The sequence below is a fragment of the Dyadobacter diqingensis genome (assembly GCF_024220585.1).
Lineage (GTDB): Bacteria > Bacteroidota > Bacteroidia > Cytophagales > Spirosomataceae > Dyadobacter > Dyadobacter diqingensis.
Map to the genome: position 1 here is coordinate 40171 of NZ_JAMXKF010000009.1, position 26482 is coordinate 66652.

Below are 26482 nucleotides of genomic sequence, written 5' to 3' on the forward strand. Positions count from 1 at the left end.
CTATCAATCAATCAATATCATTATCACACCGGGTATTGTGATATGATTAATACCCACCCAAAAAATTACCACACACTATAAGCCTCCGGGCACCAGAAAAATGCCGCAATCATTATCAAAAATCTGTACACACATCGTGTTCAGCACCAAATATCGTCAGCCTTTGATCGACGAAAAAATCGAAAATGAGCTCTATCGCTATCTGGGCGGAATATGTAAAAAGTTTGAATGCCTGCCGATTAAGGTTGGAGGTTATGTTGATCACGTTCACATTCTTTGTGTTTTATCAAGAAAGATAACGGTGATGAAATTGCTGGAGGAAGTGAAAAAAACTTCTTCCAAATGGATCAAGACGAAAGGGAATGAATATGCCAATTTCTATTGGCAGGACGGTTATGGGATTTTTTCGGTCAATCCATATGAATTGAATGTGGTAATTAAATACATAGAGAACCAGAAAATGCATCACGAAAACCGGACTTTTCAGGATGAATACCGAGGTTTTTTGAGAAAATATAATGTTGAATATGATGAACGGTATGTTTGGGATTGAATTCGTATCGGGCATTGTATTCGCGATCATGGTTGTGATCGCGACGTGGATAGTGAATAGGGCGGTGCCCTATTCTGAGGTATGGCGCCCTTTCAGGGCTTTTTGTGTTTTGTTATGGGTGATGTAATCCTTAATATAATCGGTCTTTCGAAGTCCTATGCCGGGATTAAGGCGTTGGACGATGTGCGGCTAACCTTGAAAAAGGGAGAAGTTCATGCATTGATGGGAGAGAATGGTGCCGGGAAATCCACCTTTATGAAGATATTGGTGGGGTTAGTAAAGCCTGATTCCGGAGAAATTGTTTTAGAAGGAAATCGTTTAGAAAAGAGCGATGTCAATGCAATTCTGAAAAAGGGAATTTCAATGATCCATCAGGAAATTCTGATCGTTCCGGAGCTTACGGTGGCACAAAATATTTTTCTGGGCAGAGAAAAAGAGATCACAGGATCGAGAACAGGCTGGCTTAATGATCAAAATATTGTAGCCAGGGCGACCTCCTTGTTACAAGAAATGGGTGTCGATATCCTCGCTGATGTGAAGATGAAATATCTCAGCGTCGCCCAGATGCAAATGGTAGAAATCGCCAAGGCGATTTCCAATGATGCCAGGGTGATCATTATGGATGAGCCCACATCTGCTATTTCGGACAAGGAAGTTGCCACCCTTTTCAGGATTATCCGGGAACTTAAAAACAAAGGTGTCGCCATCATTTATATCTCACATAAGATGGACGAAATCTTTGAAATCGCTGATACGATTACTGTTTTACGTGATGGAAAGTATATTGCTACAAAAAACGCGTCTGAGCTTGATAACGCCAGTCTGATAGCCATGATGGTTGGCCGTGAAATCGATAAAATGTTTCCCGAACCAGTTGCTGAAAAAGGGAAAGCAGTACTTAGCGTCAAAAATCTAAGCAAGAAAGGCAAATTTTCTGACATCAGTTTCGAAGTACGTGCGGGGGAAATACTTGGTATTTCAGGATTGATGGGAGCCGGACGAACCGAGATCGCCCAGGCTATTTACGGACTGGCACTGGCCGACAGTGGTACGGTAGAAATCAATGGTCAGGAAGTTTTTATAAAATCGGCGAGGGATGCTGTGAATGCAGGCATCGGTTATGTCAGTGAAGATCGTAAAGGTTTGGGTTTTATTCCGGAGTTATCGGTGAAGCACAATGTTACACTGGCCAGTTTGCCCGAACATCGTCGTGGGATTTTTATAAGTGATGAAAGTGAAGACAAAGCGGTGAATAAAATCATTGCTGACCTTAAAATTAAAACGTCTGGCGTTGGTCAGAAAGTAACACATCTAAGCGGCGGTAACCAGCAAAAAGTTGTGATCGCAAAGGTATTGTTATCATCTCCGAAAGTCATCATTCTGGATGAGCCGACAAGGGGTGTTGACGTAGGTGCCAAATTCGAAATATACAAACTGATACATAACCTCACGGCCCAGGGTATTGCAGTGATCATGATATCCTCAGAATTACCTGAAATTTTAGGGATGAGCGACCGGATTATGGTTTTGTCAAAAGGTAGACAGACGGCAATGCTTACCAGAAAGGAAGCAACTCAGGAGCTGGTCATGAAATATTCAGTCCAATAACACGAGAAGAAAACTATACATTTTCAAAAATATAAATAGTGGAAAACAGACTTGCAACAAAATTTCGGAGTGTTGGTCAATATGGCATTTTCCTGGCCTTTGCAATCATTTGCCTGGGTCTTGCTTTAAGTACACCCAAATTTTTTACGCTGTCCAACCTGATGATCATCGGAACGCAGGTGTCGATCAATGCGTTGCTGGCTTTCGGCGTCACTTTTGTGATCATTACCGGAGGTATTGATCTTTCATTGGGATCTATGGTGGCGGTGACCGGTGTTTTGGCTGCTACTTTTGCCCATCCTGATACTTATCCCGTGATCGTTCCGGTTTTTGCAGGTCTGGCAGGAGGACTTATTTTAGGCGCTTTTAACGGAATGGTCATTACAAAAAGCAAGGTTCCTCCCTTCATCGTTACCCTGGGCACAATGACCATCGGGCGGGGACTGGCGCTTATTTTGAGCAAAGGCCGGCCAATATCCAATCTTTCAGATGCTTTCAATTTCATTGGGGGAGGTAATATGTTTGGTATTCCTTTTCCTATCATCATCCTGATACTCGCTTTTGCGGGCTGTTCGGTCATTTTGAACAAAACCATTTTAGGGCGTTACATGTATGCCGTGGGTGGCAATGAGCCTGCTGCACGGGCATCGGGTATCCGGGTTAATCATGTGAAAATGTGGGTTTACACAATCTGTGGGCTGCTTTCTGCGATGGGAGGGATTTTATTGACTTCAAGAATCACCACCGGACAACCTAATGCCGGAGCAGGATTCGAACTGGATGCCATTGCAGCCGCGATTATTGGCGGAACCAGCACGTCGGGCGGAACGGGCACCATGACCGGGACTTTAATAGGCGCATTGCTGATTGGTGTCATTAGTAACAGTCTGGATTTACTGAACGTGACATCCTATTACCAGCAGGTGGTCATGGGCGCGATCATCATTGGAGCCGTGGTTTTGGATAGTATGGGAAAAGAGAAAAGTGTATAGGAGATCCTGTGCCGAATTTACTTTTAAATTTAATGTGATATTGTTGAATATAAATCAATTATGAAACTGAATTCCATTTACGCCTTTGCACTTGTCGCGGCTATTTTGACGGGCTGCAATCAATCGAAAACCAATGAATCGGGGAAGGAAAGTGCGGATAAAAAACTTGTGATTGGTGCGACGATGCTGAGTATGCAAAATGAATTTGTTGTCAACGTCAGCGATCAAATGGAAGCGAAAGCGAAAGAGCTGGGCGTAGAGCTGATCACTGTGGATGCGGAAAGATCTGCGCTGAAACAGGTTGAGCAGGTGGAAAGTTTTATCGCTCAGGGTGTGGATGCTATTGTGATGAATCCTTGTGAAGTAGAGGCTAGTTCGCCGGCTGTAAAGCTTGCGATGGATGCTAAAATTCCGATCATTAATGTCAACTCGGAAACGAGCACGAAACCAACGGCATTTGTTGGATCTGACGATACCGAATCGGCGCGGATTGCGATGAAATATATTGTGGAAAAACTGGGAGGAAAGGGTAATGTGATTATGATGCATGGCTACATGGGTCAGGCGGCGCAGATTAAAAGAGACAAAGGTGCCAAAGAAATTTTAAAAGCAAATCCAGGTCTGACACTTCTGGCCGAACAATCAGGGGAGTGGGATAGGGCAAAAGCGATGTCCTTAACAGAAAACTGGATCCAGTCTTTCGGTCCCAAGATCAACGCCATTTTTGCACAAAATGATGAGATGGGGCTGGGTGTTGTAAAAGCGCTGGAAGCTGCCGGACTTAAAAATAAGATAATCGTTGTCAGTATCGATGCAATACCGGATGCATTGCAGGCAGTTAAAAAAGGGACTTTGGATGCGACAGTATATCAAAATGCAAAACAGCAGGGAGGTATGGCAATCGAAACAGCTATAAAAGCTGCAAAAGGGGCAGCCTTTGAAAAAGAAGTTTTGATTCCTTTTCAACTGGTTACCCAGAAGAATTTGGGTGAGTTTTTGAAATAGAAATATAGAGTAAATAATACTGCACGACTTTTTTTGGTGTCAATTTTTGATTTGCGATTTGCGAATCGTAAATTGCAAATCAAAAATTACATGTTATGAAAGATCATAAAGGGATGCGTCCGCAGGATATTGTTGTTCTCTTGGCTATAATATCTATTCAGAGAAAAGAATGGAATAGTGGAAATAATTTGAAATTCCTAAACTCAACACAGAATAAGGATCTTGCAGAGCTATTAAAAATTAGCACTGCTGAGATTTCTGCCTCTATCTATAGATCATCTTTCTCAGGATTAATTGATGTGAATTTATCTAAACATGTATTTAGGCAATCATTGTTGGAATTTTTAAAATTTGGACTTAAATACGTTTTTCCGGTTCAACCAGGGTCTTTAGTGCGAGGAATTCCTACCGCACATTCCGCAGAACCGTTGAAAAGTAAACTCTCATTCCAGGAAGAAGTGGTTTGGGAACATCCGGAGGGAAAAGTCCGTGGACAGGCGATAGTCCCACTTTATCATACAGTTCCGGTTGTAGCAGAGAAGAATGAATTATTTTATGAGTTGCTGGCTTTAACCGATTCGTTGAGAATAGGAGGTGCCAGAGAAAAAGAATTGGCATGTATTGAATTAGAAAAAAGGTTTTTTCAATGATTTATAACAGGCACGTATACATTAAACGAATAAGAGAGGTTGCAGGGAAACTTGACTACTTATTGAAAGACGTTGTCTTCGTTGGTGGATCAGTGGTAGCTCTGTACGCTGATAAATCTGGTTCTGACGAAGTGAGGCCCACCGACGACATCGATATTGTCGTTGCGATTTCTACCCGAGTTGAATTTGCAGTCTTTGAGGAGAAATTACGTCAATTAGGTTTTAGAAATGTAACAGACGCAAAGTTTATTGGGCGCTATAAAATCGATGATCTGATTGTAGATGTTATGCCGACCAATGAAAGTGTTTTAGGTTTTCACAACAGATGGTATGAACAAGGGATGAAGGAAAGTTTCCTTTATGAACTTGACTACGAAATCTCAATACGACTTATGCCATTTCATTATTTTATTGCCTCTAAAATAGAAGCGCATAACAATCGAAATTCAGGTGATTTTCGAACCAGTAAAGATTTTGAAGATATAGTTTATTCATTCGATAATCGTCAGAATCCGTTAGAGGATCTAAAAAAAGCAAATGGAGAAGTAGAAAAATATTTAAAAACCCAAATGGCTGATTTTTTAGAAAATATTAATTTCTATGAAGGTGTATATAGTCACCTTAGCACTGGTTCTAAGCCTGCACGAACCGATAACATAAGGAATGTATGGCTTGCCTTTATTTATAATGTATTCCCACAATATTGAATAAAACTTAACCCAACACCTTATGAAAACACTATCCGTACTTATCTGTTTTCTGTTTTCCATGACTGTGACGCAGGCACAGAAAGATGTTTATCTTTTTTCTTACTTCGTCGACAATGGTCAGGATGGACTGCATTTTGCGTATAGCCGCGACGGACTGAAATGGGAAGCCTTAAAAAATGAAAAGTCGTTTTTGACGCCGACGGTCGGGAAGGATAAACTGATGCGTGATCCTTGTATCATCAAAGGAGCCGATGGTTTGTTTCATATGGTTTTTACCACGGGCTGGCATGACAGGATCATCGGTTACAGCAGTTCAAAGGATCTTATCCATTGGTCTGAGCAAAAGGCGATTCCGGTGATGGAACATGAACCGGCCGCGAAAAACAGCTGGGCGCCGGAAGTTTTTTACGATGATCAAAAAAAGAATTATATCATCTACTGGGCCACGACAATTCCTGGCCGTCATACCGATGTGGCTGATTCCGAAAGTGAAAAAGGATTAAATCACAGGATTTATGCCGTTACAACACCTGACTTTAAGACGTTCAGTGAGACAAAAATGTTTTATAACCCGAATTTTAGTGTGATTGATGCGACGATTTTAAAGAGAAACGGGCTTTATTACATGTTTGTCAAAAATGAAAATCCGAAACCGGCTGAAAAAAATATCCGGGTAGTGGAATCGAAACAGGCCTTTGGGCCCTATCCATTGAAAACTTCGCCGCCCATTACAGGTAATTACTGGGCGGAAGGCCCCACCGCCGTTTCGATCGGTGACTACACATACGTATATTTTGACAAGTACATCGACCATAAATACGGGGCTGTAAGATCAAAGGATATGAAGCGTTGGGAAGATGTTTCGGATCAGGTGCATTTTCCCAAAGGAATCCGTCATGGGACTGTTTTTAAGGTGTCGGAAGCGGTGTTCAAAGGTTTGGGAAAGATGTAATAAATGAAATTTTTATTACTATATATTAAATCAACATATTTTGTAGTTTAATAGATATCTGAACCTCAGGAATTAAACCTTTCTACTGAGACGTTGTCAGATATATCGTAAACTAAAATTTATCAACAGTATGAAAAGTATAGTGAAAGTGACAAAATCCATCGCAATGATGGTTGTGGCGGGAATAATGATGGTTGCATGTAGCCAGGCACTTCAGACAAGTTACGATTATGATTCTTCTGTAAATCTTAAACAATTTAAAACTTTCAACGTAGAACCGGAACGCAACAACGAACAGGATCCATTGCTTGGAAGCGAGCTTAATAAAAGAAGATTAAAAGATGCAGTCGTGGAAGTGATGCAGGCTAAAGGCTATAAATTGGATAACAATCCTGAAATCGTAGTGCGTTTTATGACGGATGTTAAAGATCGTCAGCAGGTACGTTCCAATAACATGTACTCGCCTTATATGTGGTGGTATGGTGGTGGAAATAACATTTCTACATACAATTATCAGGAAAGTCGTTTTATCCTGAATATCTATCAGCGAAACAGCGACAAGATGATCTGGCAGGGCTGGGCTTCGGGAAAAGTGAAAGCGCCGACCAAAAAAGACGACCGTGAAACGATGGTTAAAAATACAATGGCGGATATTTTGAGAACTTTCCCGCAGGCAACTTTGGATACTTATAGTTCGAAATAAAATCCTTTTCAAACAGAAAGCGGCCCGAAACATATTGTTTCCGGCCGCTTTCTGTTTGAAAAATGCTCAAAATTAATTCACCTTGGCTGTCATTTTGGGAGTGCCTTCAAGTGCCTGACCGTTTCTGAATTCCTCGGACGCTTTTTTCACAATCGGATCTCCTTCATGCAGATCACCAAAAACTTCAACCAGCGTGTCAACGACGGTTCCTCTTTTTACGGTTACCCATTCTGCCTTATTATCTTTCTGGCGGATTACGAAAACCTGCTCACTCGAACTGACAACCGAGGTTGTAGGTACAAATAATGTTTTCGAAGTCCGCTCGGTGTTCAACTGAACCTGCGCATACATCCCGGCTTTCAGATCGCGGGTGCTGTTATCCACATCAAATTCCGTCATCATGGAGCGGTTTGCTTCCGACAAACTTCTTGAACTTCTCGCGTAAGTAGCCTTGTATTGTTTTTCTGGACTTGCCGTCACGGTAAATGTTACCGAACCTTTGTCGGGAATAGCGCCCGTAAGGTTTTCCGGAATCGCCAGCGTGAGACGTAGCTTGGTATTATCTTCCAAAATGAATAACGGCTTCGAGCTGCTTTCTCCTGGTCCAACCAGCGCCCCGGGACTGATATTTCTTTCCGTAATAATGCCGTTAAATGGTGCCGTAATGGTCAGATATCTCGCCAGCTCTGACTTCGATTCCATGTGTGAGCGAGCAGCCTGCACATTTCCTCGGGCAACGGCGGTTGCGGAACTGTCCGTCAAAACCCGTGCATGGGCAATATCCAGTTCGTTGAGGGATACGGCACCTTTGGTTTTATTTGTGCGAAGCAAACGGTTGTAAGTATTGCCGCTGATCTGGTATTTCGTTGTAATTTCGCTCAACGTGGCTTCCGCCGCAATAAGCTGTGCCTTGGCCTGGCTCAGTTCCGATAAAACTTCCGGTGCTTCCAACACGGCCAGTACCTGTCCTTTTTTCACAGCCGAACCACGGTCAACTTGTACCGTCTTTACAAAACCCTTTACTTTCGGATGGATATTCACTTTATTCCAGGGCATCAGTTCGCCGGGTAAAGCCATTTTTTTCGAAGGTTGCAGGCTTTGTACATACGTCAGCTCTGTCGTTTGCGTTTCAACTGGTTTCTCTTCTGATTTTTTTTCAGTTTCGGCAGCCGAATTACAGGAAACAAACGCGGCGGAGGCCACAACAAGTATGATTAATGATTTGATCGTATTCATGGATAAGGACGGTTGAAGGTTTTTACGGAAGAAATTACTTTCAGGATCTTCTGGATCCAGGGAGACGGAATTTACGCTGGCTTTTCTTTGTACCAGGGTAAATACTGCCGGCAGGATAAGTAGTGAAGCAAGCGTAGAGGCGATGAGTCCACCGATAACGGCCTGGCCCAGCGGTGCGATCTGGTCACCGCCTTCTCCAAGTCCTGAGGCCATCGGAACCATCCCGGCGATCATCGCGATACTGGTCATAAGAATAGGGCGGATCCGGCTTCCTGCGGCAAGTGTCACGGCTTTGCCTGCATCGCCCAGTTCAAGCCGGAGATTTTCTGCGTTGGTTACCATTAAAATGGCATTCGCAACGGATACCCCGACAGACATGATCAGACCCATATAGGATTGCAGATTCAAGGTTGCGCCGGTGATCAGGAGCAAGCCGATGGAACCCACCACCACCGCAGGGATTGTAGAAAGTACGACGAGCGAAAGTTTGAAAGACTGGTACGTTGCAGCCAGAAGAAGGAACATGATAACAACCGCGATCATTAACCCGGTTTGTAAACTCGACAGTGTTTCTGTCAGCAAATTCGACTGGCCCTTCAATTCAACCAATACCCCGCGCGGAGGATCTCCTGCGTCCTTGATGGCCTTTGTAACAGCTTTTGTAGCCGTACCCAGATCTATTTTCTGAAGGTTGGCGGTTATCGTTACCAGACGGTTCGGCCCGGCGCGGTCGTATTCTCCCGGTGTTGTTTTCTCAGCAAAAGTGGCGACGTCGGCCAGCAGCGGATTACTCACTCCGGTTTTTAAAGGTATGGTTCCGATATCCTCAACCGAAGTCATCTGGTATTCCGGAATCTGCACCTGCACCTGATAGGCTAGCCCTTTGGCATCGTCGAGCCATAGGTTTTTATCCGTAAAACGGCTGGATGATGTGGCCGCAACCATGGATCTGGCCACCTGCGTAGAGGTTATGCCCAGCTGTCCGGCTCTTTCGCGGTCAATGGTAACGTCCAGGATCGGATATTCCAGCGGCTGCGCAATCTGAATGTCACGCAGGAATGAAATGTGTTTCATTTCAGCCTGAATTTTCTTGGCAAACCGTCCGGCTTCTTCCACATTTTTTGCCGCAACACTTACTTCAATAGGCGTGGAGGATCCCTGGCTCATGATCTTATCGACAAGCTCAATCGGCTCGAATGAAATTTTTAACTTAGGCAGCTCTTTCCCGATTCTTTCCCTTAAGCGTTCTTTGAGTGCGTCCATCCGGACCGGAAAATCCTCATGCAGGGAAACCTGCAACACAGCTTCATGCGGACCGCTATTGAAAACAAAGATATTCGAAGTACCATAACTTGAAGGCACAGTTCCGACATAAGCCGAAGATATTTCGACATGTTCTTTACCAACCTCCGATTTTATCAAATCAAGGACTTTTAGCGTTGCTTCTTCCGTACGTTCCACCCGCGTTCCATCTGCAATTCTCAGACGCATCTGGAATTGATGACTGTTCGCTTTGGGAAGAATATCAGTCCCGATCAGTAAAAAACCTCCGATAATTAACACCACAGCACCAACCAGATACACGGGCACGACCAGCTTTCCTTTTGACATAATACCCGAAAGCAGGCTCAGATATTTCAGTTTGAATTTCTCAAAACCGGTTGGAGGAAGAGATGGATGTTCGCCTTCTTCAATCACGTCGTGAATTTCGCGTGCATCCAAAGCCAGTGTGGGTGCTTCATGTTTCGGGTGATCCTTTAACAGCCAGTTAGCCAAAACCGGAACCAGCGTCTGCGAAAGTAAAAAAGAAGCGATCATGGCAAAACCTACCGCGAGAGAAAGTGGTAAAAACATTCCTCTCGGGATACCACTCATGACAAACGAAGGAGCAAATACTGCCAGAATAGCCAGCAGGATAAGGAATTCCGGGAAGGCAATTTCCTTACAGGCATCCCAAATCGCCTGTTCTTTCGGTTTTCCCATTTCCTGATGCTGGTGAATATTTTCAATGGTAACCGTGGCCTGATCCACCAGAACCCCGATGGCCAGCGCCAGACCACTTAACGTCATAATATTGATTGTCTGTCCGAAAAGGTTCATCAGAATCACCGCGGAAAGAATGGAGATTGGAATTGTCACGACCACAATAATCACGCTCCGCCAGTCTCTCAGGAAGAGCAAAACCATCAAACCCGTCAGCAAAGCACCCAGAATACCTTCCGTTATCAAACTTTTCAAAGAGTTGGTCACGTAAACCGACTGGTCAAATTCGTAGGAAATTTTCACGTCTTCCGGAACGGCATTTCTCAGCTGAGGAAGCGCTGCACGGATATTATTCACAACATCGAGCGTCGATGCATCCGATTTTTTTACTACGGGAATGTACACAGCGCGGCGTCCGTTGATCAACGCATAACTTACGGTCACGTCCGCACCATCTTCGACAGTGCCCACATCACGCACAAAAACGGTCGGACCCGCTCCAACACGGATCGGGATGTTCAGGAAATCTTCCGGTTTTTTGATCAATGAATTAACCGGCGTCATGAGTGTTTTGTCACCCATCCGGATGTTCCCCGCCGGTGAAGGCTGGTTATTGGTTACAATGGATTTGATGATTTCTTCCGGTGTCAAATGATAACTTCTGATTCTTTCCGGATCGACGCGTATGACGATCGTACGCTGGTTTCCACCGAAAGGCGGAGGACTCGACACACCTTCGATTCTTGAAAACATGGGACGTACACGGGAGGATGCAAAATCCTGGATTTCGTTCAGCGATCTAGACTTACTTTCAAAAACCATTTGTCCGATAGGCACCGAACTGGCATCAAAGCGAACGACCTGAGGGGGTACGGTACCCTCAGGCATATACGCTTTGGCCCTGGACACGTTATTGGCGACTTCGGCAGCGGCCTGAGCCATATCGGTTCCGGGGTAAAATGAAAGTTTGATCAGTGAAAGTCCCTGGATCGTTTTGACATCTACATCGCGGATACCGGAAACGTACAGAAAGTGATCCTGATAACGGGTCGCGATGAAACCGTCCATCTGGTCGGGAGCCATACCACCATAGGGCTGGACCACGTAAATCGTAGGCAAATCCAGGTTCGGGAAAATATCCACAGGAATACTCCTGATAGACAGAATGGAAAAAAACAGGATGCCAATCACAACCACCACGATGGAAATGGGTTGTCTTAAGGCTGTTCGAATGAGTTGAGACATAAGCTTTAATCTTGATGAAAAGGGGCGGTTAGTTTAACTGGTTCAGGAATAATGTGAGATCTCCGGCAGCGGCGGCTTTCATCAGCAGCGCTCTCCATACATTCCCATTGGTTATAAATTTGTCGACTTCGGCGCGGTTCAGCGTGGTCACACTTTGAGCCAGCGTGAACAGGTCGGTTAAGCCGCTCTCATATCTTGCTTCCGCCTGATCAAAGGCTGTTTGCGCAGCACCTAATTGCACGGGCGTAAGTTTGGCCTGTTCCAGCGAAAGGTCAAACTGCATTTCAGCTTCTCTCGTCTGGCGGTCCAGTTGAAGTTTCTGGGTGTTGAATATTTCTTTAAAACGCTCTACCTGAAATTGCTCCGCCTTGTAATCATTTCGTACCCGGAGAATATTGGTTAAATTCCAGCGCGTTGAAATGCCAAATAAGTAATTGTAAACCTGATAATTGACTCCGCTCCCGAAATCGGTGCGGTAAGCATCCGTTTTATTGGAAACGCCGGAACCTCTTCCCCAGCCGGCTGCCGTTAAAGAAACAGAAGGCAGAAACGATTTGCGAACAGCCTGACTTCTGGCGTAGGACGCATCGATCTGGGCCTGAGAAAAAACCAGTGACGGGTTTTTCAGGAAACTGTGTTCCGCATTCATAGAGGATGGAAGTTGGGAATAAAACCGCATCGTATCCACCTGAATGCTGTCTTGCAGGTGCCCGCTTAATTCAGAAAGACGCAGACGCTGTACTTTTTCGGCTCTTCTGCTTTCCAGTAATAACAATCTTGCTTTTGCATATTCAGCACTGGCAAGCGAGCTGTCAACGCCCGGACGCATGCCTGATCCAACGGCTGCATCCGTAACCTGTTTAAAAATCAGTGCTCTGTCCAGATTTTGCAGCTGGGCTTCAACCAGTTTCTGATTGATTAAAAGGACGAGATAAGCGTCTACGATTTTAACCTGATGCTGAAAAAGCTCGTTTTCATAATCTGCCTTGCTTCGGTCTATATCGGCTTGGGCAGCTTTTACATTGGCATTTATTTTGCCAAAATTGAAAACCCGCCAGTCAACCAGGGCGGTGGTAAAACTTCCAAAAACACCTTTGTAAATGTTTTCCTGACGGATCCCGCCCGACGGAGACAGTGCACTTCCCTCATTTGGCAGAAAAGCGCCTGTCACACTATTGTTTGTGGCAAAGGTGTACTGATCCTGAATAATCAGAGAAGGCAGGTAGTCGGTTTTAGCAGACTTAACCCGGCTTTCTGCACCGTGAATTTCAGCTTGTTTTGCTTTCAAAAAAGGGTAGTTTTGTTTGCCTTCTTCAAGTATTTGCTGTAAAGTGACCCTTTGTGCGGAGGCCTGATGCGTCAACGCAAAGGCTGACAGGCCTACAAACAGACACAGGTAATGACGTTTTAAAGAAAACATTTTTTTGCATTTGACATGAAAATGAATTTTTAGAAAAGGGAATTGGTGTGAACGTTGATAGTACATGGGGATAGGAGATGATTACTAACAAAGAAATTTTAAACGAAACTAAAGGGCAATTCTGGAAACATTTGGGAATGCCAGAGAATCAGCGATCTATATTTTTAGAATTGCCGGATTTCCTAAATATTTCCAATATCTCCGGCTAGTTTTGCCAATCAAATACCAATGCTGTAAATGAAAATACTTGTTGTTGAAGATGAAAAGGGACTGGCGGAAAGTATAGTGGATTACCTGAGCAAGGAAGGGTTTACCTGTGAGGTGGCGAATACTTTTTGGCAAGCGGATGAAAAAGTGAGTTTATATCAATACGACTGTACCATTGTGGACCTCACGCTGCCCGATGGCGAGGGATTCGGTATTATTGAAACGTTGAAAAAAATTGCCGCCACGACTGGAATCATTATTATTTCTGCCCGCAATACGCTGGAAGACAAAATCAAGGGGCTTGAAATCGGTTCTGATGATTATATGACAAAACCGTTTCATTTGTCAGAGCTGAATGCACGAGTGAAATCGCTGATACGCCGGCGGAATTTCGGTGGGAATAATGATATGATCTGGCGTGAAATCAGGGTGCAGTTGCAGGGAAGGAAAGTTTTCGTGAATGAAAAAGAGACGTTTTTATCGCGGAAGGAATATGATCTTTTGCTGTATTTTCTTTCCAATATTGATGTCGCACTGACGAAAGAGTCCATTGCCGAGCACCTCTGGGGCGACCATATGGATTCGGCTGATTCGCTGGATATGGTTTATTCGCACATTAAAAACCTGCGCCGGAAAATTCTTGAAAGGGGCGGGAAAGACTACATTCAGTCTATTTATGGTATCGGTTATAAATTTGCTGCTTCTTGAAATTACTTGAAAAAACCAGCCGCATTTACTTGCTGGCATCTCTGGTCATTTATCTCGCCGTGGGGGTGGCATTTTACTGGATCATCAAATACATGATCTACGATGAGGTGGAAACCCGGTTAAAAGTGGAAATGCGGGATTTTGAGACTTTTATTCATACCCACGATACCTGGAACAACAACTCCTATTTTGTTGAAAACAAGATCGAGGTAATTCCGGTTTACGGAGAATACGATCCCTCGGTGATCTTTAAAGACACCCTGATCCAGAATCGTTATGACGAAGGTGTCGGGCCGTTCCGTCAGGTAACTTTTTATACCGTTATTGGCGGGGTACCTCACCGCGTTGCGATCCGGAAATCCATGATGGAGTCTTATAAGCTCATTGAAGCTATTTCTGCGGCGATGATTACTTTTTTGGGGTTGCTGATGATCAGTATGTTTTTGTTTCAGAGACGCCTGTCGGGAAAACTTTGGAAGCCTTTTTATGACACGCTCGCCAGGATTAAGGAGTTTGATCTGACCCAGAAGGAGAAATTACAGCTTCCGCAGAGTGAGGTAACCGAATTTAGTGAGCTGGATGACGTGCTTAAAAAAATGGCTGATAAGATGCAGCATGATTATACCAGTCTAAAAGAATTTACTGAAAATGCGTCTCACGAAATCCAGACACCGCTCGCGCTGATCAACGCGAGGGTAGAGCAATTTATCCAGTCGAAAGACCTGAGTGAAAATCATACGTACTGGATCGAGGAAATTTATCATGCTTCGCGCAGAATGTCCCGTTTGAATCAGGGATTGTTATTGCTGGCTAAAATCGAAAATCAGCAATTTACAGAGGCAGAAGATATGGATCTTACGGACCTGTTAAAGAATAAGCTGGCGGATTTTGAAGACATCATCCGGCATAAGGAAATTGACGTGGAAATGAATCTGGGTGGAAGTTTTGATGTGCATATGTCCCACGCGCTGGCCGATATCTTTTTGAACAATATTTTAAGCAACGCCATCCGTCACAATCTTCCCAAGGGCAAAATTTATCTCGAATCCGAGACCAATTTAATTCGGATCAGTAATACCGGCCATGATCTTAAGGCAGATCCAGAAAGATTGTTTGAAAGGTTTAAAAAGGAATCTGCCGGTTCTGAATCGGTGGGGTTAGGGCTTGCGATTGTCAAACAAATCTGCGACAATTATGGACTTGCCATCGAATATACCTATAATGAAACTATCCATTCGATCCTCATTCGCCCGGAGGGGCAGGAGGGGAATGGATAGTTTTTGGGATTGTTTAAAGCTGATTTATCATCCAGGCAGCGTTTCCTCTTGTCGAATTTTTCGATACTCCGCCGGGTCGGGCTCTTCAACGGGAAAGTGTTCTGACTCGTATTGGTTGACCATCGGGACAAGCATGTTAAGCTCTTCGGCATCCTCGCTGCCAGATACGGCATTAAAGATTTGGTCAATGCGGTCAATCGCTTTGTTGTATTCTTCTGCGGAATTAATTTGTTTGATTTCCATTTTATAGTGTGTTTCAAAAGTATTTACTTCCCAATCGCCTTTATAATATCCTTCTCCAAAGTCTTATTATTCGGGAATTCCTGTGGTATCCAGCGGTCCACGATTTTTCCTGATGCGTCCAGTACGGTAAACGGGTAACGGATATCCACTGCGTATTTTTGTTTTAACAATTCAGCACTTTCTTCCGAGGCCCACAAATGTTTGACGCCATTTCTGGCTTGTGTATAAGGTTTCCAGCTTTGAAATGGCATCCCGGATATCAGGGTGATGTAGGCAAAATTAACCTTGTCTGCATACTTGGCCTCCATGGCTTTCATGGTTGGCTCATGTGCCCCGATATTGAAAGCGAAAACGATAACCGTCGGTTTGCCTGCGAATTGTTTTAAAGAGACGGTCGTGCTGTCGCGATCCAGCAAATTGAAATCCGCTGCCGCAGAACCCGCAGTCAGTTTCGATTTGGTTTCAAGCAGTTTAGTAAAATAATCCGTATACTCCGATTTTGGATATTTTGTTTTGTAATCTGCCAATAAAGTCTGACTGGTTTCCAGTGTCGGAATTGCCGTGGCGGCATAGTTTAGCCAGTAAGTCAACAAATACTCCTGCTGTTTTGGATGACTTTGCAGCTTTTCTTTGCTGAAATTGTATACATCTGTAATCGCCTTTGGGCTCAGCTCATAACGGGTAGCCGAGTCGAGCGGAAATTTCCTGGTGGTTGGAATAAGCACCCAGTTACGCAGCTCATCGCGGTACGACTGGCTTAACAACGCTTCGTCAGGTAACAATTTGAAGTTGCTCAAAGTTAAATCTTCCAGCTCTTTCTGCTGGGCAGGTTCCAGTTTTTTTGCACGGTTTCGGCGCATGATTTTTTCCTGCAATAACCGGTGGATCACGAAAGGCTCCGTCGTTGTGGTAGCATTCACATAGGCATCAAATGCGGGAACAGTCGCATTCGACGTTTTGAAAGCAGCGTAAGCCGTTTGTCTTATTTTTTGCAGACTATCGCTTTGCTGTGCAACACTTTTGTTGTCGATCTGAGACGGCTTGTATCCAAAAACGGGTAGGTACTGATATTGATTTTCCAGGAAATAGGTTTTCAGGAAATCCTGATAAGCGGCATTTTTGCCTGAAAAAGTAACATTCGCATTGCTCGAAAAAGTGGCGGTAAGATCATCTCCCGGCTGAATAAAAAGCATCCAGGTTTTATTCACACCGCCGCCGCTGTATTGCAGGCGAACAATTTTAGGCTCCGTAATGGCTGCGCTGACACGCTCGTTGGTTTTTTCTTTGAGATCGATCGTAGTCAGAGGTTCCAGTTTGGTATCAGCAAGACCTATGCCCAGGTTGGGGTGAAAATGGACATCTTCCAACACCAGCGACACAATCGCCTGTTCCGGTTTTGCAGTCGTTATCGTGATGGTAGCATTTTTTTGCCCAAACGATAACAGGCTGGAAAGAAGGAAAATAAGTGTGGTAATTTTTTTCATATAAGGCTGGGATTGTTTTTTGTTTGTGAATTGAATAAGGAATTAATATTCAAAGGATTATCGCTTGATTTGTCAGAGCCGGTATTCAAATAATTGTGCCAATATCGGATTTCTTTTTGTGAATATGCGTGATCCCGGTATGATCGTTCCTTTTTTCATACTGTAAGGTTATCTTTGAGGGCGAAAACGCGTTTCCTGAACGATAAGAAAATACTTGCCTCTGCAAGTGCCGAATAAATGATGAACCGCCTTACCTTATTAGATTTTAATTCCCTTAAAAACGGATTCGACGGAGAGCTATATTACGACGACTCTACTGTCCATACCGCGCAAAGACATATTTATGCAACCGATGCGTCGGTGTATCAGGAGATGCCTGTGGCCGTTGCTTTGCCGCGAAAGGTGGAGGATATCCAGAAACTGATCAAGTTTGCCAACGAACAGAAACTGACCCTGATTCCAAGGGCAGCCGGAACGTCGCTGGCCGGGCAGGTGGTAGGGAAGGGCATCGTGGTGGATATCTCCAAGCATTTCGGCGCAATTCTGGAAGTGAATGCTGCGGAAAAATGGGTGAGGGTTCAGCCGGGTGTAATTCGGGATGATCTCAATAAACATCTTGCTCCGTACGGACTGCTGTTTGGTCCGGAAACCTCCACGGCGAGCCGTGCGATGATCGGGGGGATGATCGGCAATAATTCCTGTGGGCTGCATTCAATAACCTGGGGCGCTACGCGGGACCATTTGCTGGAAGTGAAGGCGTTGTTGTCGGACGGTTCGGAGGCGGTTTTTGGTAATACGGAAACGGCGGATTATGTAAAAAAAATAGCAGCACCGGCTGCGAGTAAAAGACAGCAGGCGATTTACGCCGGTATGTGGGGGATACTTTCCAATCCGGTAGATCAGGAGCTTATCAAAAAACAATTTGCCAAACCGACTGTCACGCGGCGGAATTCCGGTTATGCGCTGGATGCACTGGTGAACAATTTTGAAAAGAATCAGGTAAATCTCTGTAATCTTATCGCGGGTTCGGAGGGTACGTTGTGTTTTGTGACCGAGGCTAAAATCGCTCTGGTGGACCTGCCGCCGGCTTCTGTCGGTGTCGTTTGCGTGCATGCCCATACACTCGCGGAATCGCTGCATGCGAACCGGGTCGCGATGAAACATAATCCGAAGGCCTCCGAACTGGTGGATCGCTACATCATGGATTTCACCAAAGGCCATCATGTGTATTCCAAAAACCGATTTTTTCTGGAAGGAGATCCGGCAGCATTATTGATGGTGGAGTTTTGGGGCGAGAACGATGAACAGGTGAAAAAACAGGCCGATGCCCTCGTTGCCGATTTACTTGCCGAACAGCTGGGTTATGCCTACCCGTTGCTTTTTGGCGACGAGGCGAATAAAGCCTGGGAAATCAGAAAAGCGGGGTTGGGATTGATCAGAAATTTGCCGGGCGATACACAGCCCGTCAATTTGATCGAAGACTGCGCGGTAGCTGTTGAAGACCTTCCGGAGTACATCGAAGATCTTGAAAAACTGATCGCGGATCATGGGTTGCATGCCTCATATTATGCGCACGCCGGGGCAGGGGAGCTGCATGTGGAACCGATGATCAATCTGAAAACCAGTGAGGGAAAACAGAAATTCAGACAGGTATTGGCCGATACGGCGGTGCTGGTGAAAAAATATAACGGGGCGCTTTCCGGAGAACATGGAGATGGGCGTCTGCGGGGTGAATTTATCCCCTTTATGATGGGGGAGGAAGTTTACGAGATTTTCAGGCAGGTGAAAAGAATCTGGGATCCGAATGGCATTTTTAATGCGAACAAGATCGTGGATACGCCACCGATGAACGAATTTTTGCGTTACGAACAGGATCAGGAAAAGCCTGTGCTGACCACCACTTTTGATTTTTCGAAAGACGAAAGCATGCTCCGTCTCGCTGAAAAATGCAGCGGTTCGGGGGATTGCCGGAAAACGGAGCTGACAGGTGGAACAATGTGTCCGAGTTATATGGCCACGCGTAAGGAGCGGGACACAACCCGCGCCCGCGCCAATATTTTAAGACAATATTTAACCCCCGGAACTGCACAGGCTGAAAGTGCAACGACTCAGGAGATGGTTAAGGAAGTGCTGGATCTTTGCCTTTCCTGCAAAGGCTGCAAGTCTGAATGTCCTTCCAGCGTGGATGTGGGGAAAATGAAGGCGGAATTTACCCAGCAATATTATGAAACACATCCAATTCCGCTCCGAACAAACCTGATTGCGAACTTTGGGAAACAGATGAAACTCGCTTCCATAGCGCCCTGGGCCTTTAATGCCATTTTTGGTACGACGGCGATCAGGAAAGTGGCAAACAAGATCGTGGGTTTTCATCCGGACCGGTCGATGCCGCTTCTGCACAACACCACACTGAAAAACTGGTGGAAAAAGCATGACAGAAATGCCTCCAATGCTAATACGCATTCGAAAGTTTATCTATTCTGCGACGAGTTTACCAACTATAATGATGTAGAAATCGGCAAGAAGGCGGTTTTACTTTTGGAAAAACTGGGTTATGAAGTAGTTATTCCCGAGCATGAAGAGTCGGGGAGGTCATACCTTTCGAAGGGTTTGGTTAAAGAAGCGCAAAAGCTGGCGGTTCGAAATGTGGAGTTGCTAAAAGATATTATCACGCAAAAAACACCGCTGATTGGCATAGAACCCTCTGCGATTTTGTCATTCCGGGATGAGTATATTGATCTGGTTCCCGAGCATTTGAAAATTGGGGCGCAGGATATAGCCGCCCATGCGCTGTTATTTGAAGAATTTATTTCGAGGGAAATCGACGCGAAAAGGATAACCAAAGATCCTTTCGGCAAGGAACAGCGCCTGATCAAACTGCACGGGCATTGCCACCAGAAGGCTTTATCATCATTGACAACTTCCAAGAAAGCGCTGTCGATTCCTGAAAACTACAAAGTTCAGCTGATCCCGTCCGGTTGCTGTGGTATGGCAGGTTCTTTTGGTTATGAACAGGAGCATTATGAGGTTTCGATGCAGGTAGGCGAACTGGTACTTTTCCCGACCGTCCGCCAACAACCTGATGAAGTAATCATCGCTGCACCTGGCACAAGCTGCCGGCACCAGATCAAAGACGGTACCGGTCGTAAGGCTAAGCATCCGATAGAAATATTGTGGGAGGCACTAAATTAATTCTATTTAGTGCCTCGTACGCTTTTCATGATTGTGTCCGGATGAACTTCCATGGCGGTATCTGATGCTACGGTATCCGCAGGCATGGTTGCATTGGCCGATGGTGTTTCAGATTCGCTGAAATTATTGTCGTGGTTAAAGAAGCCGCCCCAGAAAGCGATGACCATTAAAACGATCCCAATGCCGATAATCCATTTCCAGACATTCTTGGTATTTTTGGTAGCACGTGCTTCTTTATCTGTTTCTCTTCTGTCCATGATCGTAAAGATTTGGTTTACTTAGAACTGTACTATTTTTGTTCCAAATCAAAATGTTACTATTTAATAATGTTTAGGTGAAATAGTGTTGAAAAAATTACCCTAAAACATATTAAAACGAACAAATAGTATACTAAAAAGCGTTGGTTCAATGTTTAGCTACATAGTATTCTTACTAAATCGTAATGATATGATTCTTAATAAAATTCACTCCCCTATGATAAAACTTCTCACCAGCTTTTCAGTATTGACATTGCTTTTTTTGATCGTTCCTACTGAAAGGGTTAAAGCACAAGACACACGTAACTTTTTCTCGGTATCGGGCGGGTATAGCCTTCCGGTAGGTGAGCTTGCAACGGAAAAACTGAATGACCCACTGGCTGGTCTGGCCGGGTCAGGGTATTTTGGACATGTAAATTATGATCACAGGATTGCCCGCTGGCTGGGAATTCGGTTATCGGGAAGTCTTAACCAGAATTCGACGAATTCAGGACCGATCATTGATAAAGCCAATTCGTACGTTGAGGCAAGCGGCAGAACCTACAATTGGGATAGTAATGTTTCCAAATGGAAACTGGGCGCGGCCTTGATAGGTCCGGCTATTTATTTTAACATGAACAGGGTGCAGCTCGAAGCGCACGTGCAGGGAGGTATTGTGAGAGCGACTACGCCTTCCGTTTTGCTGAACGGAAACGAAATCAACGCAAGCGGACAACCTGTTGAGGGTAGTCAGACCATTCAGGTAAGCCTTAATCACGCCACCGTAACGCCGATAGGTTTCGGAGCAGGGTTGAGTTTGAGGCTGCCTCTCTTTGGCGCGCTGTTTTTCCAGTTAAGCGGTGACGTTATTGGTGCCAAAGCGAAAGTAAGTGACCTGGCCATTAAAGCTAAAATTGGTCAGCTTGAGGTGAACGACAGAATCAACGAAAGCAGATTTATTGGCGTTGTCAATATTGGCGCAGGATTGGGAATTGCATTCTGACGGGAACCGAGATTTATTTACAAACAAAAACGAGAATATTGGCTAAGCCGATATTCTCGTTTTTGTTTGTAAACACTTATTGTGGGTTATTCCTGATTATTTTGCAAACCAAAGTTTAAGCTTCATATCGTTTTTACCCCCTTGTTTTGTGAGCGCGGAAGAGAAGTTCGTGTAATTTAATGATTCTTCTGAGCCCGGGTATGGCATACGGGTTGGAAGTACATTCTGGTTTGTATTCAGCTTGGGTACGGCCAGTGCAGGAATCCCGGTCCGACGGTATTCTGTCCATGCTTCAAGTCCCTGTCCAAACAGAGCGATCCATTTCTGCTCCATAATCTGCGTAAATCCATCCGCTCCGGTTTTCAGCACGTTGGCTGCAATGTAGTCGGTAGGAGCTGCCAGTTTGTATTGAGCAAAGGAAGCGGTGATCGCCGCGGCATAGTTTGCAGCTGCATCTCCTGCAATCGTAACACCTTTGTACGCAAATTCTGATTTAAGGAACAATAGTTCGGCATAAGTCATGATAACACCGGGCGCCGTAGCTGCAACAAAATAATTACCCACTTTGGAAGTTTTGGTTAAACCCAATGCGTTCGCGTCTGATGATGCCAAGCCGTTTGGAACGCCTTTGTAAGTGCCGCCGTCCGCTGGTATATTTGCATAAACAGCAAGCCTTGCATCATTCAGCGCAGCAAGTTTATCAACCAAAGTAGCACTGACACGGTGATCATCACGCGTTTTACGGTTTACATTAACCGGGTTCTGGTTGTTGGTTGCATCCAGATAGTTAAGCTGAATGTTATCGGCCACGGAGGTGATCACCGGATATTTTGCAGGATCGCTCAGTATTCTGGTGATTTCCGTTTTTACGTTGATCGGTGCATCGGCCTTGTCAATCATTCTGCTCAGTAAGCGAAGGCTAAGCGTATTTGCGAATTTTTTCCATTTAGCCATATCATTGTTAAACAGGATGTCGCCGGAAATTGCCAATGCAGTATTGCTGGTGTTGATAGACTCGCCGGCTGTTTTAAGCTCGGCCACCAGTCCTGCATACACATCCTTTTGAGCATCATAAGTTGGAAGTAAAACACCGTCAAGGCCTTTTACTGCGTCTTTGTAAGGGATATCTCCATAAATATCCGTTAGCAGCGAAAACACCCAGGAACGAAGAATGACCGCAACGGCCTGATAATTCGTGTTACCTGATTCCTGGCCAAGTTTATAAATACGGTTGTAATCAGCCAGTGATTCGATGTAAAGTCCTTGCCATCCGGCTGTGTAAACGTCGCTGGAAACGGTATACTGATCAATATCAGTATATTGGATACGTGCCCAGTGCTGGGAAAATCCTTCGCCGATATCCATACCCAGCGACCCGCCTGACTGAATATCCACTGCACTTTGGATACCATGTGGCAAGAAGAGATCTGCGGTTGCGGAAGAGGCGCTGTTGGGGTTGGTGTTTAGTTCATCAAAATCACCGGTACAAGCCGAGGCGCAGAAGAAAGTGGCAGCGAGTACGATTTTGGAGCGGAACGAATATATTTTGCTTTTCATATGAAGTCGATTAAGGGAATTATAGATTGAAACTGATGTTAAAACCGATCGATCTTGTTGTCGGAATCTGACCGTTTTCTATACCTTGTAAATTACCATCGTTGTAATAACTTGTTTCCGGATCGATGTGAGGAAGGTTGCTTTTCAAAAGCGCAAGGTTCCTGCCTACAACAGATACGGCAATGTCACGGAACGGAAGTTTTTTCATCACTTTTCCTGAAATCATATAAGTGAATTTCACTTCACGAAGTTTTACATAACTCGCATCGAAAATCGTGTTTTCGTTGTTGGTCAGCAGGTAATATTTGTGGTGATATTCCTCCGAGGAGATGCTTTTTGTATTGGCTACATAATTAGGATTATCCGTAGTTCCTGTGTTTACTACACCCTGACCTACCACACCGGTTTCGCGTCCCAATGTTGTTTCTTTCAAAACCCCTGTATAACGTCCCACGTTTATCGACTGAGAGAAAATATCTCCGCCGTGTTTGATATCAATCAGCGTGCTCAGGGAGAAATTTTTGTATTTGAATGTATTTGAAATGCCGCCAATCCAGTCAGGAGTGAAGTTTCCTAATACACGGCTTACCGGATCGATCATCGGATAACCTTGTGCATCGTAAACAATTTGTCCGTCCGGAGCGCGTAAAAAACCTTTTCCAAAGAAAGTACCATAAGGTTGTCCAACACGTGCTTCCACCGAAAGACCACGGAAACTGTTTGTTGAAGTCGCCTGTGTGATCGGGTTATAACTTGTATTTAACTGATAAGTAGTCAGGTTGTCGGCAAGAGAAACAACCTTGTTTTTGTTGCGTGCCCAGTTCAATGAAATGTCCCACTGGAAGTTGTCCAGTTTAACAGGCGTTGCGGTTAACTGAATCTCGATCCCTTTGTTGGTGATTTTTCCTGCATTTAAAAGTTTAGATAAATAACCTGAGGCATTCGAAACGTTCACATCCAGAATCTGGTCAGTGGATGACTTGTTGTAGTAAGTAACGTCAAGTCCCACACGATTTTGCCAAAGTCTGATATCCGCGCCAATTTCATAGGAAGTAGTGATTTCCGGTTTTAGTTCGGCATTTAACAAGGCGTTGTTTTCTGACAATGTTGGTGTACTTCCCCATGGATTTTCATATTTGTATGTACTTGCCAGACGATAAGGGTCTGTGTCGTTGCCAACCTGTGCAATACCCGCTCTGATTTTGGCAAAGGATAATACGGATGATTTCACATCAAAAATATCTGAAAGGATAGCACTCACAGCGGCAGAAGGGTAGAAGTACGATCTGTTGCTGCTTGGAAGAGAACTCGACCAGTCGTTACGCGCTGTCAGGTCAACAAATAGATAGTTGCGGAAACCAAGGTTGGCCGAAGCATATAGGCTGTTTACTGTTTTTTCGATAAATGAGTTTTCAGTGACGGGGCGCTGGCGAGAGTTCCCCAGGTTCCATACTCTCGGGATTGCCAATTCTGTCGCTCCCATGTAATTTCTTTGTGCGAAATTGGAGCGATGGTTTCCTCCGATGTTTGCCGTGATATCAAATTCACCGAATTTGTGTGTTGCATTCAACAAGAAATCCGAGTTTGATTCTCTTACAAAAATCTGCTCTTCGTTATAGGCATCATAAAGTTGTGTGGTTCCAAGTTTTGCCTGACGGGCAGCAGTTCTGGTTTTACGACGATCTTCATAAAAATCAGTACCGGAACGACCTGTCAGTGTAAGCCAGTCTGTAAGTTTATATGTAGCAGAAATGTTCCCATACATACGGTCACGCTGGTTTTCTTTTGTGCTCAGATTGGTCAGGTAGTATGGGTTTGTCCAGTAGTTGTCATTCCAGTTGTTTTGGTAAAGACTGCTTGGCTTCTGGAAAGTTTTAAGACTGTTCATATCCACTTGCCGCCCGAACCAGATGAAGTAAAGGCCGAAGTTATTACGGTTATCACTACCATCTTTCACATAATTAACGGTAGCCCGCACATTCAGTTTTTTGGTAAGGTTCCAGCCCGCATTTAATGAAACTGTTTGACGCTTGTAGTCTGTGTTTGGCAGAATACCGTTTTGTTTAAGGTTGGTGAAAGACAAACGGAAATCAGCCTTTTCGTTACCGCCCGTAACCCCGATATTGTTTGTAAACGTTTTTCCGGTTTGGTAAAACTGATTCACGTTATCCGGATGGGCGATCCACGGAGTAGGTGTTCTCGTTCCGTCGGCAGCAATAGGAGAATCAAATTGTGGTAATAATCTGCCATCCAGTTTTGGTCCCCAGCTTTCATCCACACCGTCATTCACACCGCCGCCTTGTCCATCTTTGTAGGAGAAAAGGCCTTTTGCACCCTGTCCGTATTCATTTTGCCATTCCGGCTGACGAAAAACAGATTCGAAAGAAGTGTTGGTATTGAATGAAACGCCAAGTCCCTTTGAGCCTTTTCCACTTTTACTGGTTATTAAAACAACGCCATTGGCTCCACGTGATCCGTAAAGTGCTGCTGCACTTGGCCCTTTCAAAACGTTAATGGATTCCACATCATCCGGGTTAATGGAAGCTGCTGCATTACCATAATCAACACCGGTTCCCGAACCAAAATTACTGTTGTCAATAGGAACACCGTCAACAACGAAAAGTGGCTGGTTATTACTTCCGATGGAGCTCGCTCCACGAATGATCATACGTGAAGAGGCACCCGGCGCACCGTTTGAGTTGGTCACCTGCAGCCCCGCCAGGCGTCCCGACAAGGAATTGATCAGGTTAGTTTCCCTTGCCTGCGTTAATGCTTTTCCACTAACTTCCTGCACTGAATAACCCAACGCCTTTTTCTCACGAGCAATCCCAAGGGCGGTTACGACCACTTCGCTAAACTGCGTAGCGTCTTCATCCAGTACAATATCCAGGGTTGTTTTGGAGCCGACCGGAACTTCAAGTGATTTAAATCCTATAAAAGATACCACTAAGGTGGCCGTTGGTGATGCTGAAATGGTAAATTCTCCGTCAGCGTTGGTTGTGCTGCCGCGGCTGGTTCCTTTAATTAATACACTAGCGCCCGGCAATGCTCCGCCGTCTCCCTTGGATGCCACTTTGCCTTTTATAGCTATATCCTGTCCGAAAGAGGCCAGGCTAAGCAATAAAAGAAAAGACATAAAACCCGATGTAAAATGTTTTTTCATTAGTTAGATTGTTAAGAGGATTAAATAGTAATATTTAAATAATAAGGCATGGTTATTTATTTAATTATTAGGATTGTATTTTGACTATTATTATTGCTTTTATTTATAAAAAATAATTTTTAGGTTTAATAACTGGTCATTTGTAACTATAAATATTTAATTTATTTATTATTAAGTATTTTGTAATACTATATAGAAATCAAAATATAATTTTATAAAAGTAAAATATTTTAAAATTAAAAGAAGATATAAATGAAAAAATGGCAATTAAAATCTTTAATTATTTAAAAATTCAAAACTTAATTTTAGTAAATCTTTAAATTGTATAAGTTTTTATAAAAAATAGAAATTTATT

19 protein-coding genes are annotated in these 26482 nt (G+C 44.3%); 12 read left to right on the plus strand and 7 right to left on the minus strand.

Features of this window, described 5'->3' with window-relative positions; all coding sequences use genetic code 11:
* Positions 1–100 precede the first annotated feature (100 nt).
* From tnpA to M1L62_RS21695, 8 genes are all read left to right on the plus strand, one after another.
* Positions 101–553: an IS200/IS605 family transposase gene (tnpA, locus tag M1L62_RS21660; RefSeq protein ID WP_254561720.1), complete on the plus strand. Its 453-nt coding sequence runs from the start codon at positions 101–103 to the stop codon at positions 551–553.
* A gap of 81 nt (positions 554–634) precedes the next feature.
* Positions 635–2161 carry a sugar ABC transporter ATP-binding protein gene (locus M1L62_RS21665; protein ID WP_374760316.1) on the plus strand — a complete coding sequence of 509 codons (1527 nt, stop codon included), beginning with the start codon at positions 635–637 and terminating at the stop codon, positions 2159–2161.
* A 38-nt stretch (positions 2162–2199) separates the two neighbouring features.
* Positions 2200–3153, plus strand: a complete 954-nt coding sequence (locus M1L62_RS21670) for an ABC transporter permease (protein WP_254561721.1) — start codon at positions 2200–2202, stop codon at positions 3151–3153.
* Between the two features lie 60 nt (positions 3154–3213).
* Positions 3214–4158 (plus strand): sugar ABC transporter substrate-binding protein, encoded by a 945-nt coding sequence (locus M1L62_RS21675; RefSeq protein WP_254561722.1) that lies wholly within the window; start codon positions 3214–3216, stop codon positions 4156–4158.
* Between the two features lie 95 nt (positions 4159–4253).
* Positions 4254–4808, plus strand: coding sequence for a hypothetical protein (locus M1L62_RS21680; protein ID WP_254561723.1), 555 nt, complete (start codon positions 4254–4256; stop codon positions 4806–4808).
* Between the two features lie 62 nt (positions 4809–4870).
* Entirely contained in the window at positions 4871–5515 is a 645-nt protein-coding gene (locus M1L62_RS21685) for a hypothetical protein (protein ID WP_254561724.1), read from the plus strand.
* Positions 5516–5537: 22 nt separating this feature from the next.
* A complete protein-coding gene (locus M1L62_RS21690) occupies positions 5538–6470 on the plus strand; it encodes a glycoside hydrolase family 43 protein (protein WP_254561725.1) in 933 nt (310 codons plus the stop codon).
* 130 nt (positions 6471–6600) lie between these two features.
* The gene (locus M1L62_RS21695; RefSeq protein WP_254561726.1) at positions 6601–7173 is read left to right on the plus strand and encodes a DUF4136 domain-containing protein; all 573 of its coding nucleotides are present in this window, start codon (positions 6601–6603) and stop codon (positions 7171–7173) included.
* 72 nt (positions 7174–7245) lie between these two features.
* Here M1L62_RS21695 and M1L62_RS21705 read toward each other — a convergent pair whose 3' ends face one another.
* On the minus strand, positions 7246–11637 hold the full coding sequence (locus tag M1L62_RS21705) for an efflux RND transporter permease subunit (RefSeq protein ID WP_310589996.1): 4392 nt from the start codon (positions 11635–11637) through the stop codon (positions 7246–7248).
* A gap of 28 nt (positions 11638–11665) precedes the next feature.
* Positions 11666–13057 carry a TolC family protein gene (locus tag M1L62_RS21710; protein WP_254561727.1) on the minus strand — a complete coding sequence of 464 codons (1392 nt, stop codon included), beginning with the start codon at positions 13055–13057 and terminating at the stop codon, positions 11666–11668.
* A gap of 237 nt (positions 13058–13294) precedes the next feature.
* On the opposite strand from M1L62_RS21710, the gene M1L62_RS21715 reads away from it, so the two are divergent.
* Together M1L62_RS21715 and M1L62_RS21720 are read left to right on the plus strand one after the other, a co-directional pair.
* Positions 13295–13972, plus strand: a complete 678-nt coding sequence (locus tag M1L62_RS21715; RefSeq protein ID WP_254561728.1) for a response regulator transcription factor — start codon at positions 13295–13297, stop codon at positions 13970–13972.
* Positions 13969–15249 carry a sensor histidine kinase gene (locus M1L62_RS21720; RefSeq protein ID WP_254561729.1) on the plus strand — a complete coding sequence of 427 codons (1281 nt, stop codon included), beginning with the start codon at positions 13969–13971 and terminating at the stop codon, positions 15247–15249. The genes M1L62_RS21715 and M1L62_RS21720 overlap by 4 nt, the downstream gene beginning before the upstream one ends.
* Positions 15250–15276: 27 nt before the next feature.
* On the opposite strand, the gene M1L62_RS21725 is transcribed toward M1L62_RS21720, so the two are convergent.
* Both M1L62_RS21725 and M1L62_RS21730 read right to left on the minus strand, forming a co-directional pair.
* The gene (locus M1L62_RS21725) at positions 15277–15492 is read right to left on the minus strand and encodes a hypothetical protein (RefSeq protein ID WP_254561730.1); all 216 of its coding nucleotides are present in this window, start codon (positions 15490–15492) and stop codon (positions 15277–15279) included.
* A 23-nt stretch (positions 15493–15515) separates the two neighbouring features.
* Positions 15516–16976 (minus strand): TlpA family protein disulfide reductase, encoded by a 1461-nt coding sequence (locus M1L62_RS21730; RefSeq protein WP_254561731.1) that lies wholly within the window; start codon positions 16974–16976, stop codon positions 15516–15518.
* Positions 16977–17216: 240 nt separating this feature from the next.
* Between M1L62_RS21730 and M1L62_RS21735 the strand changes: the two genes are divergently transcribed.
* Complete coding sequence (locus tag M1L62_RS21735) at positions 17217–20168, plus strand: FAD-binding and (Fe-S)-binding domain-containing protein (protein WP_254562014.1); 2952 nt, start codon at positions 17217–17219, stop codon at positions 20166–20168.
* Between the two features lie 2 nt (positions 20169–20170).
* On the opposite strand, the gene M1L62_RS21740 is transcribed toward M1L62_RS21735, so the two are convergent.
* A complete protein-coding gene (locus M1L62_RS21740) occupies positions 20171–20425 on the minus strand; it encodes a hypothetical protein (RefSeq protein ID WP_254561732.1) in 255 nt (84 codons plus the stop codon).
* A gap of 217 nt (positions 20426–20642) precedes the next feature.
* Here M1L62_RS21740 and M1L62_RS21745 point away from each other — a divergent pair, with 217 nt between their 5' ends.
* A complete protein-coding gene (locus tag M1L62_RS21745) occupies positions 20643–21407 on the plus strand; it encodes a hypothetical protein (RefSeq protein ID WP_254561733.1) in 765 nt (254 codons plus the stop codon).
* A 96-nt stretch (positions 21408–21503) separates the two neighbouring features.
* Here the strand turns inward: M1L62_RS21745 and M1L62_RS21750 are convergent, their stop codons facing one another.
* Positions 21504–22964, minus strand: a complete 1461-nt coding sequence (locus tag M1L62_RS21750) for a SusD/RagB family nutrient-binding outer membrane lipoprotein (protein ID WP_254561734.1) — start codon at positions 22962–22964, stop codon at positions 21504–21506.
* 19 nt (positions 22965–22983) lie between these two features.
* Positions 22984–26127, minus strand: a complete 3144-nt coding sequence (locus M1L62_RS21755) for a SusC/RagA family TonB-linked outer membrane protein (RefSeq protein ID WP_254561735.1) — start codon at positions 26125–26127, stop codon at positions 22984–22986.
* Between the last annotated feature and the right edge of the window lie 355 nt (positions 26128–26482).

Excerpts from the sequence above, each read along its gene's own strand:
- tnpA (WP_254561720.1), top strand. The coding sequence starts at position 101 with ATGCCGCAATCATTATCAAAAATCTGTACACACATCGTGTTCAGCACC.
- M1L62_RS21665 (WP_374760316.1), top strand. The coding sequence starts at position 635 with ATGGCGCCCTTTCAGGGCTTTTTGTGTTTTGTTATGGGTGATGTAATC.
- M1L62_RS21675 (WP_254561722.1), top strand. The coding sequence starts at position 3,214 with ATGAAACTGAATTCCATTTACGCCTTTGCACTTGTCGCGGCTATTTTG.
- M1L62_RS21680 (WP_254561723.1), top strand. The coding sequence starts at position 4,254 with ATGAAAGATCATAAAGGGATGCGTCCGCAGGATATTGTTGTTCTCTTG.
- M1L62_RS21690 (WP_254561725.1), top strand. The coding sequence starts at position 5,538 with ATGAAAACACTATCCGTACTTATCTGTTTTCTGTTTTCCATGACTGTG.
- M1L62_RS21695 (WP_254561726.1), top strand. The coding sequence starts at position 6,601 with ATGAAAAGTATAGTGAAAGTGACAAAATCCATCGCAATGATGGTTGTG.
- M1L62_RS21705 (WP_310589996.1), bottom strand. The coding sequence starts at position 11,637 with ATGTCTCAACTCATTCGAACAGCCTTAAGACAACCCATTTCCATCGTG.
- M1L62_RS21710 (WP_254561727.1), bottom strand. The coding sequence starts at position 13,057 with ATGTTTTCTTTAAAACGTCATTACCTGTGTCTGTTTGTAGGCCTGTCA.
- M1L62_RS21715 (WP_254561728.1), top strand. The coding sequence starts at position 13,295 with ATGAAAATACTTGTTGTTGAAGATGAAAAGGGACTGGCGGAAAGTATA.
- M1L62_RS21725 (WP_254561730.1), bottom strand. The coding sequence starts at position 15,492 with ATGGAAATCAAACAAATTAATTCCGCAGAAGAATACAACAAAGCGATT.
- M1L62_RS21730 (WP_254561731.1), bottom strand. The coding sequence starts at position 16,976 with ATGAAAAAAATTACCACACTTATTTTCCTTCTTTCCAGCCTGTTATCG.
- M1L62_RS21735 (WP_254562014.1), top strand. The coding sequence starts at position 17,217 with ATGAACCGCCTTACCTTATTAGATTTTAATTCCCTTAAAAACGGATTC.
- M1L62_RS21740 (WP_254561732.1), bottom strand. The coding sequence starts at position 20,425 with ATGGACAGAAGAGAAACAGATAAAGAAGCACGTGCTACCAAAAATACC.
- M1L62_RS21745 (WP_254561733.1), top strand. The coding sequence starts at position 20,643 with ATGATAAAACTTCTCACCAGCTTTTCAGTATTGACATTGCTTTTTTTG.
- M1L62_RS21750 (WP_254561734.1), bottom strand. The coding sequence starts at position 22,964 with ATGAAAAGCAAAATATATTCGTTCCGCTCCAAAATCGTACTCGCTGCC.
- M1L62_RS21755 (WP_254561735.1), bottom strand. The coding sequence starts at position 26,127 with ATGAAAAAACATTTTACATCGGGTTTTATGTCTTTTCTTTTATTGCTT.